This is a genomic window from Limnohabitans sp. Hippo3 (assembly GCF_003063665.1).
Lineage (GTDB): Bacteria > Pseudomonadota > Gammaproteobacteria > Burkholderiales > Burkholderiaceae_C > Limnohabitans_A.
This window is the reverse complement of sequence record NZ_NESF01000001.1, coordinates 265,016-280,878: the sequence shown is the minus strand read 5'-3', so window position 1 is coordinate 280,878 and position 15,863 is coordinate 265,016. Positions and strand designations below refer to the sequence as shown.

At 61.5% G+C, this 15,863-nt stretch carries 16 protein-coding genes; 6 read left to right on the top strand and 10 right to left on the bottom strand.

From position 1 onward, the window contains the following. Window positions 1-91 precede the first annotated feature (91 nt). The 3 genes from B9Z34_RS01365 to B9Z34_RS01355 are packed head-to-tail and all read right to left on the bottom strand — an operon-like array spanning window position 92 to window position 2,315. Window positions 92-301 (bottom strand): DUF3820 family protein, encoded by a 210-nt coding sequence (locus B9Z34_RS01365; protein WP_108426287.1) that lies wholly within the window; start codon window positions 299-301, stop codon window positions 92-94. 10 nt (window positions 302-311) lie between these two features. Next, the gene (locus tag B9Z34_RS01360; RefSeq protein WP_108426286.1) at window positions 312-1,115 is read right to left on the bottom strand and encodes an alpha/beta fold hydrolase; all 804 of its coding nucleotides are present in this window, start codon (window positions 1,113-1,115) and stop codon (window positions 312-314) included. A 3-nt stretch (window positions 1,116-1,118) separates the two neighbouring features. After that, window positions 1,119-2,315 (bottom strand): PLP-dependent aminotransferase family protein, encoded by a 1,197-nt coding sequence (locus B9Z34_RS01355; protein ID WP_108426285.1) that lies wholly within the window; start codon window positions 2,313-2,315, stop codon window positions 1,119-1,121. Window positions 2,316-2,369: 54 nt separating this feature from the next. On the opposite strand from B9Z34_RS01355, the gene nth reads away from it, so the two are divergent. The 5 genes from nth to B9Z34_RS01330 all read left to right on the top strand — a co-directional run bounded on the left by nth (window position 2,370) and on the right by B9Z34_RS01330 (window position 7,469). Continuing rightward, a complete protein-coding gene (gene nth, locus B9Z34_RS01350; protein WP_108426284.1) occupies window positions 2,370-3,002 on the top strand; it encodes an endonuclease III in 633 nt (210 codons plus the stop codon). Between the two features lie 303 nt (window positions 3,003-3,305). Beyond that, on the top strand, window positions 3,306-4,106 hold the full coding sequence (locus B9Z34_RS01345; RefSeq protein ID WP_108426283.1) for a DUF3348 family protein: 801 nt from the start codon (window positions 3,306-3,308) through the stop codon (window positions 4,104-4,106). Continuing rightward, window positions 4,103-6,253, top strand: coding sequence for a DUF802 domain-containing protein (locus B9Z34_RS01340; protein WP_108426282.1), 2,151 nt, complete (start codon window positions 4,103-4,105; stop codon window positions 6,251-6,253). The genes B9Z34_RS01345 and B9Z34_RS01340 overlap by 4 nt, the downstream gene beginning before the upstream one ends. Then, window positions 6,253-6,888, top strand: coding sequence for an OmpA family protein (locus B9Z34_RS01335; protein ID WP_108426281.1), 636 nt, complete (start codon window positions 6,253-6,255; stop codon window positions 6,886-6,888). The genes B9Z34_RS01340 and B9Z34_RS01335 overlap by 1 nt, the downstream gene beginning before the upstream one ends. Next, window positions 6,885-7,469: a DUF2894 domain-containing protein gene (locus tag B9Z34_RS01330; protein ID WP_108426280.1), complete on the top strand. Its 585-nt coding sequence runs from the start codon at window positions 6,885-6,887 to the stop codon at window positions 7,467-7,469. The genes B9Z34_RS01335 and B9Z34_RS01330 overlap by 4 nt, the downstream gene beginning before the upstream one ends. A gap of 24 nt (window positions 7,470-7,493) precedes the next feature. On the opposite strand, the gene B9Z34_RS01325 is transcribed toward B9Z34_RS01330, so the two are convergent. After that, a complete protein-coding gene (locus B9Z34_RS01325) occupies window positions 7,494-8,477 on the bottom strand; it encodes a TauD/TfdA family dioxygenase (RefSeq protein ID WP_108426279.1) in 984 nt (327 codons plus the stop codon). A gap of 144 nt (window positions 8,478-8,621) precedes the next feature. Here B9Z34_RS01325 and B9Z34_RS01320 point away from each other — a divergent pair, with 144 nt between their 5' ends. Then, entirely contained in the window at window positions 8,622-10,094 is a 1,473-nt protein-coding gene (locus B9Z34_RS01320; RefSeq protein WP_108426847.1) for an RNB domain-containing ribonuclease, read from the top strand. Window positions 10,095-10,134: 40 nt separating this feature from the next. Here B9Z34_RS01320 and fumC read toward each other — a convergent pair whose 3' ends face one another. From fumC to B9Z34_RS01290, 6 genes are all read right to left on the bottom strand, one after another. Next, window positions 10,135-11,556 (bottom strand): class II fumarate hydratase, encoded by a 1,422-nt coding sequence (gene fumC / locus B9Z34_RS01315; protein ID WP_108426278.1) that lies wholly within the window; start codon window positions 11,554-11,556, stop codon window positions 10,135-10,137. 58 nt (window positions 11,557-11,614) lie between these two features. Then, complete coding sequence (gene wrbA, locus B9Z34_RS01310; protein ID WP_108426277.1) at window positions 11,615-12,217, bottom strand: NAD(P)H:quinone oxidoreductase; 603 nt, start codon at window positions 12,215-12,217, stop codon at window positions 11,615-11,617. A 133-nt stretch (window positions 12,218-12,350) separates the two neighbouring features. Continuing rightward, window positions 12,351-12,593, bottom strand: coding sequence for a glutaredoxin domain-containing protein (locus tag B9Z34_RS01305; protein ID WP_108426276.1), 243 nt, complete (start codon window positions 12,591-12,593; stop codon window positions 12,351-12,353). A 10-nt stretch (window positions 12,594-12,603) separates the two neighbouring features. Next, window positions 12,604-14,097: a cobyric acid synthase gene (locus B9Z34_RS01300; protein WP_233249365.1), complete on the bottom strand. Its 1,494-nt coding sequence runs from the start codon at window positions 14,095-14,097 to the stop codon at window positions 12,604-12,606. A 4-nt stretch (window positions 14,098-14,101) separates the two neighbouring features. Continuing rightward, entirely contained in the window at window positions 14,102-14,866 is a 765-nt protein-coding gene (locus B9Z34_RS01295) for an ABC transporter ATP-binding protein (protein WP_108426275.1), read from the bottom strand. Further along, complete coding sequence (locus B9Z34_RS01290; protein ID WP_108426845.1) at window positions 14,863-15,825, bottom strand: iron ABC transporter permease; 963 nt, start codon at window positions 15,823-15,825, stop codon at window positions 14,863-14,865. The genes B9Z34_RS01295 and B9Z34_RS01290 overlap by 4 nt, the downstream gene beginning before the upstream one ends. Window positions 15,826-15,863 lie beyond the last annotated feature (38 nt).

Genomic DNA, 15,863 nt, shown 5'->3' with positions numbered 1-15,863 from the left:
TCATGAGAAAGTCGCTTTACTGACCCAGGACACGCAGGACTTGCCCATGACATGCCGGACTTGCTCCGGCATCCATGCATGACCGAGCGCATCATCGGCGCAAGGGCTGCAGGAGGTCTTTCAGCCCGTTGTGGTCAATCTCCTGCATCAGCTGCAGCAAGCGGCCCACCTCGCCCTTGGGGAATCCCTCGCGTGCAAACCAGTTGAGGTAGTTGCCGGGCAAGTCGGCAATCAGCACACCCTTGTGCTTGCCAAATGGCATGGGCGTGTTGACGAGTTTGAACAGGTCTTCGGCTTGCATGCCTTCACCCTCAAGCCCCGCCCCACAGCCATTCACGCACACGGGCATGGAAGGCCTCCGGCCGCGAGATCATGACCCAATGCCCGCAAGGCAAACCCTGCACCGCACAGCCGGGCGTAACGGCGATTTTCTCAAGCCATTTGGAAGAATGGAACATGAAGGGCTTGCGCTCGCCATAAACAAACAGCAGCGGCATCGGTAATTTGATTTGCGCTGCACCTTTGAATCCACCCGCCGCGCCAAACCATTGCATGGCGTAGGGGTAGTTCATCTTGTGCGTGATGGTGGCCGGGTCGGTCGGGCAACGCAGCCAACGCGCCATGGCGCGGGTCATGCGGGTGCCCAGACGGCCACTGATTTTCCAGGCCAAGGCCAACCAGACCTGGTAGCCCATCACAGAGAGTTTTTCCTTCGCGCCCCAGCTGCGCAACAAGGCACCCGAGTTGTGGTCACCCACGTCCACCGCCACCACACGGGTCAGCCGCTCGGGGTGGCGCATGGCGAATTGATAGCCAAAAATGCAGCCCCAGTCGTGCAGCATCAGGGTCACGGGTTTGTCCGGGCTGATGCGGTCCACGACCTGGCGCAGCAGTTCGCACATGTCGTCCAAGCTGGTGGCCGAGGGGCCTGACTCAAAGCCCGGCAGCGTCAAGCGCGCACAGGTGGCGCGGTCCTGCAGGGCGGCCACGGTGCCGTCCCACAGCGCGCGGGTATCCGGCCAGCCGTGCAGCATGAGGATGACCTCGTCACCCTGCCCTTGCAGCCAAACGTCAGTACCGTTGACGGTGATGCACAGTTCGGTTCCCGCAGCCATGGCTCAAAGCGCCTTGGCCAAGCGAGAGACGCCTTCAAGAATTTTGTCTTCGCCCACCGTGGCAAAGCTCAGGCGGAAGGTAGCGTGATCGGGGTTGGCGCAAAAGAAAGGCGTGCCCGGCACAAAGGCCACGCCCTGCTCGATGGCGCGTTTAGCGTAGACATTGCCGTCGTTCACCTTGCCGCCAGCTCCTGTGAGGCGCGCCCAGACGAACAGGCCGCCCTGCGGCTGGACAAACTCGACCGCATCGCCCAATTCCTTGCGCAGCGCATCGCCCATGGTTTGGGCACGTTGTGCGTAGACGGCACGCACCTTGTCCAGCGTGGCGGGCATGCGTCCGGCTTTCAGGTAGTGCGCCGCCGTGGCCTGGGCAAAGGTGCTGGTGTGTGCGTCGCTGAACTGCTTGCACATCGTGGCTTTGCCCAGCAATTCGGCGGGCGCAATCATCCAGCCCACGCGCAGGCCGGGCGACAGCACTTTGGACAGCGAGCCGCAATGCACCAGCAACTCGCGGCTGCCGGGCACCGAGGCGCTCATGGCCAGCAGGCTGGGCGGTGGCGCTTCTCCAAAGTACAGATCGCCATAAGGGTCGTCCTCGACGATCAGGGTCTGGTGCTTGACGGCCATCTCCAGCACTTGGCGACGGCGCTCGACGCTCATCAAGGCCCCGCTGGGGTTGCCAAAGGTCGGGATCAGGTAGACGAATTTCGGCTTGTGCTCCGCGATCAGTTTTTCCAGTTCGTCGGTCTTGACGCCATGGCCGTCCACCGGGACGCTGATGAGCTCAGCCCCATACAAGCGAAAGCACTGGATGGTTGCGAGGAAGGTCGGACCCTCCACGATCACCTTGTCGCCGGGGCTGATCATGGTTTTGCCAATCAAATCCAACCCCTGCTGACTGCCCGTGGTCACGATCAGCTGGTCTGCGGCCACGTCTTTGGCACCCTTTTGGCCCATGAAGTGAGCCAGTTGCTCGCGCAGCGGGCCAAAGCCTTCGGTCGCGCCGTATTGCAAAGCTGCGCCGGGGTCCTGGCTCAGGGCCGCGTTGCTGGCTTCGCGGATGCCGTCCACGTCAAACATGGCGCTGTCGGGAAAGCCGCCTGCAAAGCTGATGATGCCGGGCTTGCCCAAAAGCTTGAAAAGCTCGCGGATGGCGGAGGTTTCGACGTTGTTCAGGCGATCGGCAAATTGCAAAGGCATGGTGTATCTTCCCGTGTTGACTTGGCCGTCATTTTGCCAACTTCTGGACACCCCATGAAACCCGCACAGATCGAATCCTTCTTTGCCACCTTGCAAGCCGCCAACCCCATGCCCGTGACCGAGCTGGAATACACCAACGTGTTCGAGCTGCTGGCCGCCGTGCTGCTGTCGGCCCAAGCCACCGATGTGGGCGTGAACAAGGCCACGCGCAAACTCTTCCCGGTGGCGGGTACGCCGCAAAAGATCCTGGACCTGGGCTTGGCAGGTCTGGAGAGCTACATCAAGACCATTGGTCTGTACCGCAGCAAAGCCAAGCACCTGATGGAAACCTGCCGGATTTTGGTGAAACAACACGGCGGGCAGGTGCCCCGCACGCGCGAAGCCCTCGAAGCCTTGCCCGGCGTCGGCCGCAAAACCGCCAATGTGGTGCTCAACTCGGCGTTTGGAGAAGCGACCATGGCGGTGGACACGCACATCTTTCGCCTCGGCAACCGCACGGGCCTCGCCCCGGGCAAAACGCCTTTGGAAGTGGAGCAAAAGCTGCTCAAACGCATTCCGGCCAAATACCTGGTCGATGCGCACCACTGGCTGATCCTGCACGGGCGCTATGTGTGCCAAGCCCGCAAACCCCTGTGCGGGCAGTGTGCGGTCGCGGCGTTTTGTGATTTCAAACCCAAGGTTTTGTGAAATGCGGGGACGTGGATACCCGCATGCGCGGGTATGACCAAAATACTTGCAACCACTCTGTTTCGTCACCCCCGACCTGATCGGGGGTCAATTACTTCGGCTGCCATGGATACCCGCCTTCGCGGGTATGACAAAGTGGTTTTTTCCAGCCGTCTGGTCTTTATTTCGTCATCCCCGACTTGATCGGGGGTCCATGCCTTCGACGGGTAAAATCACAATTTTGCTGAATCGGCTGTGCCCACCAGGGCATCCTTCCCCCCGAGCCACGCCGCTCTGCTTTTTCGTATCCCAAAACACCCACCCATGACGCGCCCCTCGCCGCGTGCCCATTTCAACAGCTCCCGACTGGTGCGTTTTTTGACTGAAAACGCCCTGCTCGATACTGCGCGGTCTGAGGGCGATGTCGGGCAAAGACTGGGCGACTGGCTCAATTTTCGCCAGGCCATCGCCTTGCATGGCGTGCTCAACCCCGAATCCCCAGTGGAGCAAGCGCCGCACATGCGCCGTGCCGCCCCGATGTCCGGCGAGGCCCTGAGCCGACATGTGGGCAAAGTGCGGGCGCAATTGGAGCAATCGATCCTGCAGGGGGCACCGCCGGGCTCGGGTCTGACACGGATTGAGATGCCCCCGGCTGAGCTGGACGAGCCCATCGATCCCAAAACGGCTTTTGAGCCTTACCGACGGTTCTATGCCGCCCACCAAAGGCAAATGGAAAGCACTTTGCAGACCTTGCGTGCTCAAGTGCGCGCGCAACTGGCCAAAGGCTCCAGCGCCTTGCAGCAACTGGCGACGCTCGACGCGGCTTTTGAAAACATCCTCGCCGAGCGTGAGGCCGCTTTGCTGGCCAAAGTGGCCAAGCTGCACGAAAAACGCTTTGCACAAGCCGTCAAGGCGCACACCAAGCGACAGGCCCAAGCCATCCAGCAGGTCGGCGCTGACGCTGATCCCGCAGACAACACCGCCCTGTTGAGCCCAACAGCCCCCTGGCTCATGCCATTGCGCCAAGCCATGCGCATGGCTTTGCTGGCAGAAATGGACACACGCTTGCAACCCACGCTGGGCTTGCTCGAAGCGTTCAACCAAGAAAACCCACAACAACCATGAAACGTTATTCCTTCCTGATCGCCTTTGGGCTTGGTGTCTTGGCGCTGGTCTGGGTCGCTGCATCGGTGGCGGCCAGTCACCCGCTGGTTCTGGCCATGACGGTCTGCATTGGCGCGGTTTATGTCTTTGGCGCGATGGAGTTGCGCCAGTACCGCGCTACCACCCAGGCTTTGAATCAGGCATTGATGGCAATCCCGCAAGACCTTCAAAGCCTCAGCGACTGGCTGATCACCTTGCCCGCCGGGCTGCAAAATCCGGTGCGTCAACGTGTCGAGGGTGCGCGAACAGGCCTGCCCGGTCCGGCCCTCACGCCTTATCTGGTCGGGCTCTTGGTCATGCTGGGCATGCTGGGGACCTTCCTGGGCATGGTCGTCACCCTCAATGGTGCCGTGTTTGCGCTGGAGGGCTCCAGCAATGTGGCCGGAATCCGTGCTGCCTTTTCAGAGCCGATCAAAGGGCTGGGCCTGGCGTTTGGCACCTCGGTGGCAGGTGTGGCCACCTCGGCCATGCTGGGCCTGATGAGCAGTCTGGCCCGCCGTGAACGGGCACAGGCCACCCAAGTTCTGGACACCTGCACGGCAACCACCCTGCGTGGTTTTTCTCTGGTGCACCAGCGGCAAGAAACCTTCAAAGCGCTGCAGCAACAATCGCAAGCCCTGCCGCAGGTGGTACAGCAGCTGCAGACCCTGATGGCCCAAATGGCCGACACCAGCCAGCAACTGAACGAGCGTTTGCTGGCCAACCAGCAAAGCTTTCATCAGGAAGTCAAATCCGCCTACACAGGGCTGGCGCAGTCGGTTGACCAATCGTTGCGCAGCAGTCTGAGCCAGAGCCTCCAGCTCGCCAGCGAGGGCATTCGCCCGGTGGTGCAAGCCAGCATGACGCAACTGGCCGAGCAAGCCCAGGGCATGAACGAGCGCCTGCTGCACAACACGCAACAGCAACTGAGCCAGCTCAACGACCAAATGGCGAGCCTGGCCGCCGCCTTGGCGCAGACCAGCACCGAGACACTGACGCGCCACGAGCAAGCCAGCAGCCACATGACCGAACGCGTCGGTCAGACGCTGGATGTGTTCAGCCAGAATTTCGAGCGCAGCGCCCGGGCCTTGGTTGACCAGGTCAGCGCCGCACACATCCAGCAGCAGGCCCTGCAAAGCAGCGCCGACCAGCAGCGTCTGCAAGCTTGGCAGGCCTCGCTGGAGCAGATGGCCGCATCGCTGCGCGATCAATGGCAAAGCACGGGTGCGCAGACCCTGGCGCAGCAGCAAGCCATCTGCGACACCCTGAGCCGCACCGCGCAAGACATCACCACCCACACCCAAGCCCAGGCCACACAGACTTTGGCAGAGATCACACGCCTCGTGGCCAGCAGCGAAGCGCTGATGCGCGAGCGCATCGCATCGGAGGCGCAATGGACAGCAGAACACCGGCAACGGGCCGAAGAACTGGCCGCTGTGCTGCGCCAGGAGCTGTCGTCCCTGCGAGACGCCGAAGACGCGCGGGGTCAGACCGCGGTGGCCCGCCTGGCAGAACTGCAAACTGCGGTCACCACACACCTGACCACGCTGGGCACCGCGCTCGAAGACCCCATCACCCGCCTGATCGAAACCGCCTCTGAGGCGCCCAAAGCAGCGGCCGAAGTCATTGGGCAGTTGCGTCAGGAAATCTCGGTCAGCGTGGCGCGTGACAACGCCTTGCTCGAAGAACGCACCCGCATTCTGGGCACACTCAGCACCTTGCTGGACGCGATCAACCATGCATCGACCGAGCAGCGTGGCGTGATTGACGCCATGGTCACGGCCAGCCAGGCATCGCTGAACCAAACCAGCGGCCAGTTCCATGAACACGTGGCGACCGAGACGGGCAAGCTGAGCGAGATGGCTGCGCAAGTCACGGCCAGCGCGGTCGATGTGGCCAGCCTGGGCGAAACCTTTGGCTTTGCGGTGCGTTCGTTCTCTGAAACCAACGAGAAACTCATGGCCAACCTGCAGCGCATCGAGCAGGCCATCGAAAAATCCATGACGCGCAGCGACGAACAGCTGGCTTATTACGTGGCGCAGGCCCGTGAAATGATCGACCTGAGCATCGGCAGCCAGAAAGACGTGCTGGAAGCCTTGCAGCAACGCCAAGCCGAAGGAGCCGCTTGATGCTGGAACTTGAAGCCGAGAGCGAATCCACCACGCCCACCTGGATCTCGTTCGCCGACTTGATGACCGGCCTGCTGGGCGCGTTTGTGCTGCTGTTGGTGGGGGTGATGGCGGCGCAACTGGATATGGCGTCCAAGCTCGAAGACGAGGTGCAAAAGCGCCAAGTCGAAGAACAAAAACGCCTGTCGCTGGAGCAAGCCTTGGCCATTCCACTGGCCAGTGGCCGCATCACCTTGAACAACGGCCGCATTGGCATCAGTGGCAAGCTGCTCTTTGAATTGAATTCCGACAAGCTCGAACCCGAAGGGCGCCAGCTGCTCAAAAGCCTGGTGGTGCCCCTGCGCAGCTACCTGCAGTCGCGGGACGAAATGCTGATGGTCAGCGGTTTCACCGACGACAAGGCGGTCGGCAGCCGCAACCGGCAGTTTGCAGACAACTGGGAACTGTCGGCCCAACGTGCCCTCACGGTGACACGCACCTTGATCGAAGAAGGCATGCCTTCGTCACTGCTGTTTGCGGCGGCCTTTGGTCAGGAGCAACCGTTGGTAGCCAACACCAACGAGAAAGCCCGCGCCCAGAATCGCCGTGTGGAAATGGCCCCGGTGCCCAAAGCGGCCAACGCAGCCAAGCCATGAACCCAGCCACACCAGCCTTGCCAGACCTTGACGCCTTGCGCGCCTCGGGTGCTGCGCGGCTAGATGCGGTCGGCTGGCACTACATCGAAGCATTGAACCAGCGCATGCAAACGCTGTCCGGGCCTGCGCAGTTGTTGCTCCTGGCCAAACTGCAAGAGGCTGTTCAACGTTTGGAAGCACGGACGCGCACAGCGGGCGAGCCCCATGCAGCGCCTGCAGCGATGCCCTCCCCCTTGGCCACGCTGCTGCAAGACATGCGGTCGAAAAATGCCCCGCAAGCGGGTGGCAAAACACCAGGGTGGCCATCCGAAAATCCGCGCATCCAGCAGTTCCGAAAGCAGCTGAGCAAGATCAGCGTGCAAAAGCAGGTCAGCCAAGCCATCGCCCAAGCCCCGCAAAACGCCGGGCCCATCAATTCGCACATGTTGGTGCTGCGCTCGCTGGGCCTGATGCGCGACCTCTCGCCGGACTACCTCAACCGTTTCATGGCGCATGTGGACACACTGCTGTGCCTGGATGACGCCGACAAGGGCAAGTTGATGCCCAAAAAAACGATCCTCCCCGCCAAAACCCGCCCATAAGTCAGAGGGTCTTTGGCGGACCCATCAGGCGAGTGCTACAGGTGCCGGGAACCCGTTACGACCTGGAAACTCCGGCGCCAAGGTCCGCGCATTGGGCATCTTGACCCACAGGCGCAGCATTTTGCGGTTGAGTTCGTGGACGCCGTGGTCTTCAAACTCATTGCGCGAGTGGAGCACCGCATAGTTGTTGGCAAACTGCAGGTCACCGGGCTCCAGCATCATGCTGAGGCGGAAATCCTCGCGGTGCATGATGTCATCAAACAGATCGAGCGCTTCGATTTCGACCTTCGACAAGGGCAGCTGGCGGATCTCATGGCCCAGTTCGATGTACTGGCGCAGGTAACGGCAGCTGAGCTTGCCCTGGTGGTGGCTGAAGATGGGCGACAAGCTGGGCAGGTCCTCGCACAGGTGCGAAAAATACCAGGTGCGGTAATACAGACCCAGGTACTCGGGGTGGTGTTGCAGGATCTCGTTGTAGATCGCGGCCACGCTCACCAAGCTGCTCAAGCCCCCCTGCTTGGCCTTGCGCAGACACAAAAGGCCCACCACGTCCGACGGGTCCGAGTGGTAAGGCAAATACAGGTTGGTTTCGTAAACGCGGGTGGTTTTTTTCGTCACATCGCCCACATTCATGACCACGCCCAGCAAGTCGCCCTTGGGGTTTTGCCGCACAGGCACGCCCATGTGCAGACCCATGCCGTAGTAGAGAATCTGGATGTCTTCTTCGCTGTAGCGCTCCACAGGCAGGCCGCGCAGCACCAGAAAGCCCCGGCCGTTTTCCAGCTCGTCGCTGTGCGCCTTCAGGGCTTGTGCCCAGTCGCCAATTGGAAAGTCTTCGCGGGAAAAATTCGGAAACGTCAGCCCTTGGGCTTTGACATGGGCCAGTGCGGCATCCAGCGTTGCGATCACCTCCGCCGACAAGTGATGCAACCAAGAGGTGTCCCCCACCATGTCGGCACCCTTCCAGGCCGCAGGCCCGGTGATCGTTTGTTTGAGTATCAGGCTCATGTTGTCCTTTCAGGTCGGTGTTGGCCGCAGATGACCTTTTGCGCACCACAAGAACAAGTTTACCGGGCACGCCAAAGAGGCTTTGCGAACAGTGTTCATCCCCACAAGAGGCGCAGAATGGGACAATACCCGGAAAGGCTCCTCATGCGCCACATCCTGTCCAACCACAGGGCCAACCTTTCGACCATCGCCACCTGGGCCATGTTCAGCAGAGGACTGGAGCCGGAGTTTTCACACGCGGTACAGCGACAGGTCGCCTCGCTCAAAGGCCCTGCCACCGAGTCTGACGAGGCTGTCCAGAACCTCACCGGATGGCTGTGGTGCTCGATCGACAACGACGATTCGCGTGACCTGGACCAATTGACCGTGATCGAGCCGCTACACCAAGGCAAGATCCGGGTTCATGTGGCCATTGCCGATGTCGATGCGTTGGTGAAAAAAGGCACGCCCATCGATGAACATGCGCGCCAAAACACCACATCGGTCTACACCTCGGCCCTGATCTTTCCGATGTTGCCTGAGCGGCTGTGCACCGATCTGACCTCCCTCAATCAGGACGAAGACCGTTTGGCTGTGGTGGTTGAAATGGCTTTCAGCGAGGACGGGGTCTTGCTGGAATCGTCGATCTATCGGGCGCGGGTGCGCAACAAGGCGCAGCTGGCTTACGACGCCGTTTCGGCGTGGCTGGTGGGTGAAGGCGATTTGCCGGAGCCCGCTCGCCGGGTCAAGGGCATGCAGGTTCAGCTGCGCCTGCAAGACGAGTTGGCGCAAAAACTCAGGGTCTTGCGGCGTGCAGAAGGTTCGCTGGAATTCGAAACTTTTCAGCCCAAAGCGCTGTTCGATGGCGACCGGATCACGGACATTCAACAGCAGCCACACAATCGGGCCAGGCAGTTGATCGAAGAATTCATGATCGCCACCAATCGCAGCACCGCCCGTTTTCTGGCGACCCACGGCCGTGCATCGCTGCGCCGCGTAGTGCGCTCCCCCGAGCGTTGGCTGCGCATTGTGCAGGTGGCACAAGAGTACGGGGTCACATTGCCGAACGAACCCGACGGACAAGCCCTGGAAGCCTTTTTGGCCAACCAGCACAAGCGGGACCCGCTGCGGTTTCCCGACCTGTCACTGGTCATCGTGAAACTCATGGGCTCTGGCGAATACGTGGTGGAACGCCCCGGCCATGTCCCGATCGGCCATTTCGGTTTGGCCGTGCACGACTACATGCATTCGACCGCGCCCAATCGGCGCTTTCCCGATCTGATCACTCAGCGGCTGATCAAGTCGGTGCTGAACAACGCCAAGCCCGCTTACGCCCATGCCGAATTGGCCGATCTGGCGTCGCACTGCACAGCGCAAGAAGATGCCGCCCAGAAAGTGGAACGCCAAGTTCGCAAATCCGAGGCCGCCTTGTTGCTGCACTCCCATGTGGGCGAGCGTTTCAGTGGTTTGGTGACTGGCCTGGGGGACCACGGCGTTTGGGTCCGCATCCTTCAACCTCCGGCAGAAGGTCGGCTCACGGGCCCACTGCCTGAGCTGAGGGTTGGCCAGGCGGTGACCGTCAAGCTGGTCTTCACCTCGGTCGAGCGCGGGTTCATTGATTTTGTGCTGGTGCATTGATGCAGTCCGCGCAGCACCACGGCGTTTGATCTGGTGCGTTTCAGGTGTCAGGTGACGGGTTGGCGTGGCTTGGCATGGGCCCCAGCATCGACGCGGGCTGAAGCCAAAGATCCAATTGCGCCTGACTGGCGTAGCCCAGCGAGAGCGCGGCCTCGGTGAGTGAGCTGCCATTCTTCAAAGCCCACTTGGCAATCTCTGCCGATCGGTCATAGCCCAGGTGCGGGACCAAGGCGGTCACCAGCATCAAGGATTTTTTCAGGTGCGCATCGATGCGTTCAACATCGGGCTGGATACCCCGCACGCAATACTGGTCGAAACTGCGCATGCCGTCGGCCAACAGACGAATGCTCTGCAGCAGGTTGTGGGCCAACAGCGGTTTGTAGACGTTGAGCTCGAAATGCCCGGACGCCGCGCCGATGCCCATGGCCACATCGTTGCCCATCACTTGGGCACACAGCATGGTCAATGCTTCGCATTGGGTGGGGTTGACCTTGCCGGGCATCATGGAGCTGCCGGGCTCATTGTCCGGGATGGTGATTTCGCCCAAACCCGATCTCGGGCCTGAAGCCAGCCATCGAATGTCGTTGGCGATCTTGGTTAACGCAATGGCCAGCGTTTTGAGCATGCCATGCGTTGCCACCAAAGCATCGTGTGCAGCCAAGGCTGCGAACTTGTTGTCGGCACTCTCAAAGGGCATGTGGTGCACCCGCGCCAACTCGGCCGCCACACGTGGGCCAAATTGCGGGTGGGTGTTCAGGCCTGTTCCGACCGCCGTGCCGCCGATGGCCAATGGGTAAAGCCAGCTCAGCGCGCCCTGGATCAGCTGGCGGGCGTTGGCCAATTGCGCGGCATAACCTGAAAACTCCTGTCCCAGCGTGATCGGCGTGGCATCTTGCAGGTGTGTCCTGCCCAGCTTGACGATGCCCGAGAAAGCCTGTGATTTCTCCTGCAGGCTGCCCTGCAGCTCGTCCAGCGCGGGCAACACGTGTGTCGAAATGCCCAAAGCCGCAGCCACATGCAGGGCCGTTGGAAACACATCGTTGGACGATTGCCCCAAATTCACATCGTCGTTGGGATGGACCAGCCGCTCTGGACCACGAGGGCCTGCCAAATGCTCGGATGCGCGATTGGCAAGGACCTCATTCATGTTCATGTGGGTCTGTGTGCCAGAGCCGGTTTGCCAGACCGACAGCGGGAACTCGGCATCGTGCGTGCCCGCCATGATTTCTTCGGTCGTTACCATGATGCTGCGCACTTTGTGCATCGGCAAAAGTCCCAGGTCACCATTGACCTTGGCGCAAGACCGTTTGACCGAAGCCAAGGCGTGGATCAGTTCCACAGGCATCCGTTCACTGGAGATGTTGAAGTGCAAGAGGGCGCGCTGAGTTTGCGCCCCCCACAAGCGATCCGAGTCGACCAGCACAGGGCCCAAGGGGTCGAACTCCTGTCTTTGCGATGTCATCAGCGTCCTCGATTTCGTGCCGCAATGCAGCACACAGGCCTTGAGAAGTCGATGCCCCTCAGGTGCCAAATAACTTGTTGGCTGTTTGCGCGATCAACAGGCCTTGATGGCGTGCACCCTCCAGCTCTATCTTGCTGGGTTGGCGTTCTCCTTTGCCGCCAGCAATGGTCGTGGCCCCATAGGGCGTGCCACCCACAATTTCGTCCAGACTCATTTGTCCTTGGTGGCTGTAGGGCAAGCCCACGATGACCATACCAAAGTGCATCAGGTTGGTGATGATGGAAAACAGGGTCACCTCTTGCCCGCCGTGCTGCGTGGCCGTCGATGTGAAGGCGCCGCCCACCTTGCCATGCAAGGCCCCGCGTGCCCACAGACCACCCGCCTGGTCCAGAAAGCTGGCCATTTGAGCAGGCATCCGGCCAAACCGTGTGGGCGCACCGACAACGATGGCGTCGTAGTTTTCCAGCTCCGCCACTGTGGCCACGGGTGCGGCCTGATCCAGCTTGAAATGACCGCTTTGGGCAATCGCCAACGGCACGGTTTCCGCGACCCGCTTCAGATCAACTTGCGCCCCTGTTGACCGAGCGCCCTCGGCCACGGCCTGCGCCATGGTCTCCAGGTGACCGTAAGTGGAATAGTAAAGAACCAGAACTTTGGACATGAGAACTCCTGAAATGCACGGCACCTGCCAAGGCACCATCATTGATCAAGCGTTCATCATGAACGGTTCGCCAGCACACAGTTCGCAGCCCTGACGCAGCGGGTGCTGGCGTCGAGGTCAGGGCTTGCGGGTCTCAGCGCCCGAGTTGAACCAAGGCCGCCTGCAAGCCGGCCAGGCCACCCACGCGCTGGTCGTTGATGAAAATCTGGGGCATCTGGCGGACCGAAGGGCCGCATTTTTCGTAAAACGCCATGCGCTCGGCTTCGCCATCGATCTTGATTTCTTCAAAAGCCAGCGACTTGGTTTTGAGCAGCATTTTGGCGGACTCGCATTGGGGGCATGCGGACTTGGAGTAGACGACGATTTTGAGTTCCATGGTTCTGATTTTACCGGGCGGTGGGGTCTTGAATCAGCCGCTGCAAGACGGCGGGATCGATGTGCTGTTCAATGAAATCTGCCAAGCCGTCGAACACCGTTTCGAGCGTCGGCACCCCAGCGCCGAACAAGGCTTGAAGTACAGCCGGGCATTCCAACAGCCCGTGCAAATAGGTGCCCAACACCTGACCGCTGCCACTTTGCCACGCCAAGCCTGGCAAAACTTCACGCAGAACTGTGCCTGCTGCCAGCATGGCGCTGTGCCCCTGCGTCTGGCCATGGTGGATTTCATAGCCTGCGACCTCGATGCCACTCAATGCAGCCCAAGCCCCTTTCAGCGGGCCAAAGCGTGACACGGTTTGGGTCACCGTCTTGTCCGGCGCGAACTGAGTCACCAGCGGCAGCAGACCCAGACCCGGTGCGTTGCCATCGATGCCATGGGTGTCGATCAGCGCTTCGCCCAGCATTTGCAAGCCACCACAAATGCCCAGCACCGCACCACCGCGCTGCGCATGCTGCGCGATGGCCGCGTCCAGCCCTTGCTGGCGCAGCCAGGCCAAGTCGCTGCTGGTGTGTTTGCTGCCGGGCAAGATGACCCAGTCACTGGTGTGCAAGCCAGCCAGATCGGCCGGGCTGCGGGCCCAAAGCAGGCGCACGCCGGGCACATTTTTGAGCGGTTGAAACTCGTCCAGGTTGCTGATGCGCGGGTATGCGATCACGGCCACGGTTTTGGTCACCGCCCCGTTGGCACGGCTGCGGTCGTCAAACACGCCATCTTCTTCGGGCAAGCCGTGCTGCCACCACATGGGCAAGACGGCGACGGTGGGCACACCCGTCAAGTCCTGGAGCAGCTCGGGGGCGGGGGCCAGCAAACTGGCATCGCCACGGAACTTGTTGAGCACAAAGCCTGTGATGCGTTGCTGGTCTTCTGGCGGCAGCAATGCCCAGGTGCCATACAGGTGGGCAAAGGCCCCGCCTTTGTCGATGTCGGTCACCAACAGGCATTGGGCGTTGGCGTGGCGTGCCACGCGCAGGTTGACGATGTCGCTGGCCATCAGGTTGATCTCGGCGGGCGAGCCCGCGCCTTCGATCACGACCACATCGTTTTCTGCGATCAGTTCGTCCAGTGCCTGCGCAATGTGTGGCCAGACTTTTTCGCTGCGCTCGTGCCAAGGGGTTTCAGTCAGTTCAGGATGCACTTGCCCGAGCAACACCACCTGGCTGCGCGTGTCGGCCTCGGGCTTGAGCAGCAGCGGGTTCATGCGTACATCGGGCTCGGCTTGGGCCGCCAGCGCCTGAAAATATTGTGCGCTGCCGATCTCGCCCAAGCCGCTGGAACTGGCCACCACGCGGGCGTTGTTGCTCATGTTCTGGGCTTTGAAAGGCGCGACTTTGAGGCCCTGACGGGCGTAATGGCGACACAGCGCGGTGGTCAACCAGCTTTTGCCCGCACCACTGGAGGTGCCCAGCACCATGATGCAACGTGCTTTGTGCGGTGCGTTCATGGCATCAAACCCGAGGCAGCGCCACGCTTTGCCCGTCTACCGACACGATGCGGATGCGCTGGTCAAACACCGCTTCGATGGCCCGCTGTGTGGCTTCGTCGGCGCAGGCGCCATGGTGCACCACCCGCCCGGCTTGCATCACGACCACATCGTCGGCGTGCAAGGCCATGCCGATCTCGTGCAGCACGCTGACCACCGTGGTCCCTTGGGCCAAGAGGCAATGCACCTGCTCCAGCCAGTCCACCTGATGCGGCGGGTCCAGATTGGCCAGTGGTTCATCCATCAGCATGATGGGTGCATTGACCGCCAAGGCGCGGGCCAGTAACACCCGCTGGCGCTCACCGCCCGACAACTGGCCCAAAGTGCGCTCGCGCCAATCCCAGGCCTGGGTGGCTTTCAGGGCCGACTCGACCATTTGCTGGTCGAGTGCACTGGGCGCCGACAACCAATCCTGAAAAGGCAGCCGTCCCAGCATGACCACATCAGACACCCGCAAGTCGTCGCTGGCGCCCTCGCCCTGCCCCAACCACGACAGCTGCTGCCCCCGCTCTCGCCGCGCGATACCGGCCATGGGTTGGCCAAACCAATGCACCTGGCCTTGTGCCGGCAGCAAACCAGACAAAGCCTTGAGCAAGGTAGATTTGCCAGCGCCGTTGGGCCCCACGATGCTGGTCCAGCGGCCAGCGGGCAGGGTCAAGTTCACCCCGTGCAGCACCTCTTGCCCACCCAGGTCAACACGCAGGTCAAGCGCTTGCAAGGCGGCGTTCATGACAGCCCCCGAACCGATGCGATGCGGGACATGCGCCACAGCAAATAACCGCCGCCCAGCACCGCCGTGAGGACACCCACTGGCATTTCCTGCGGCGCTATCAAGCCGCGTGCCAGCAGGTCCGCCAGCAACAACAGCCAACCGCCCGTCAAAGCGGCCAACACCACCGTCCAGCGGTGCGTGGCGAGCACCACCGCCCGCACCACATGGGGTGCAGCCAGGCCCACAAATGCGATCAATCCCATTTGCGCCACCGCCGTCCCCGTGGCTAAAGCGATCACGGCGATCAACCACACGCGGGCTTGTGCCAATGGCACCCCCAGACTGAGCGCGGTGTTTTCGCCCAAAGTGAGGGCATCCAGCACACGCGCCATGACCACCGCCAAAGCCCCGCACAACAGCAAGACCGCGCACATCAACACACACGAGGTCCAGGCCATGAAGCCTGTGGAGCCCAGCATGAAGCCTTGCATGCCCTGCCACACCTCGGGCCGCCACAAATTCAAAAACGAGGTGATGGCGCCGAGCACCACACCCACCACCACCCCCGCCAGCAACAAGCGCAAGGTGTGTTGCACACCTCGGGCCAGCAGCAAGGTCAGCATCACGGCCAGTACCGCACCCACGAACGCAGCGCCCGTCATGCCCAGTTTGACCCACCAGCCCATGGTCATCACGCTGCCGCCAAACAGGCTCAGGTAAATGGCCACGCCCAGTGACGCGCCCGAGGCACTGCCCAACAAATAAGGATCGGCCAAGGGGTTGCGAAACAAGCCTTGCGCCAAGGCCCCGGCCAAGCCCAGCAAAGCGCCGCCCGCCCAGGCCCCCAAAGAACGGGGCAAACGGATGTCCCACACGATTTGCGAGGTGATCGGGTCTTGCACGTCCGACCACCAAGGCGCCCAACCCGTGCTGCCCATGGCACTGCCCAAGGCGATGCCCACCACGCCCAGCACCATCAGCACCAGACTCAGCAGCCAGGGCTTGGGGGAATGGC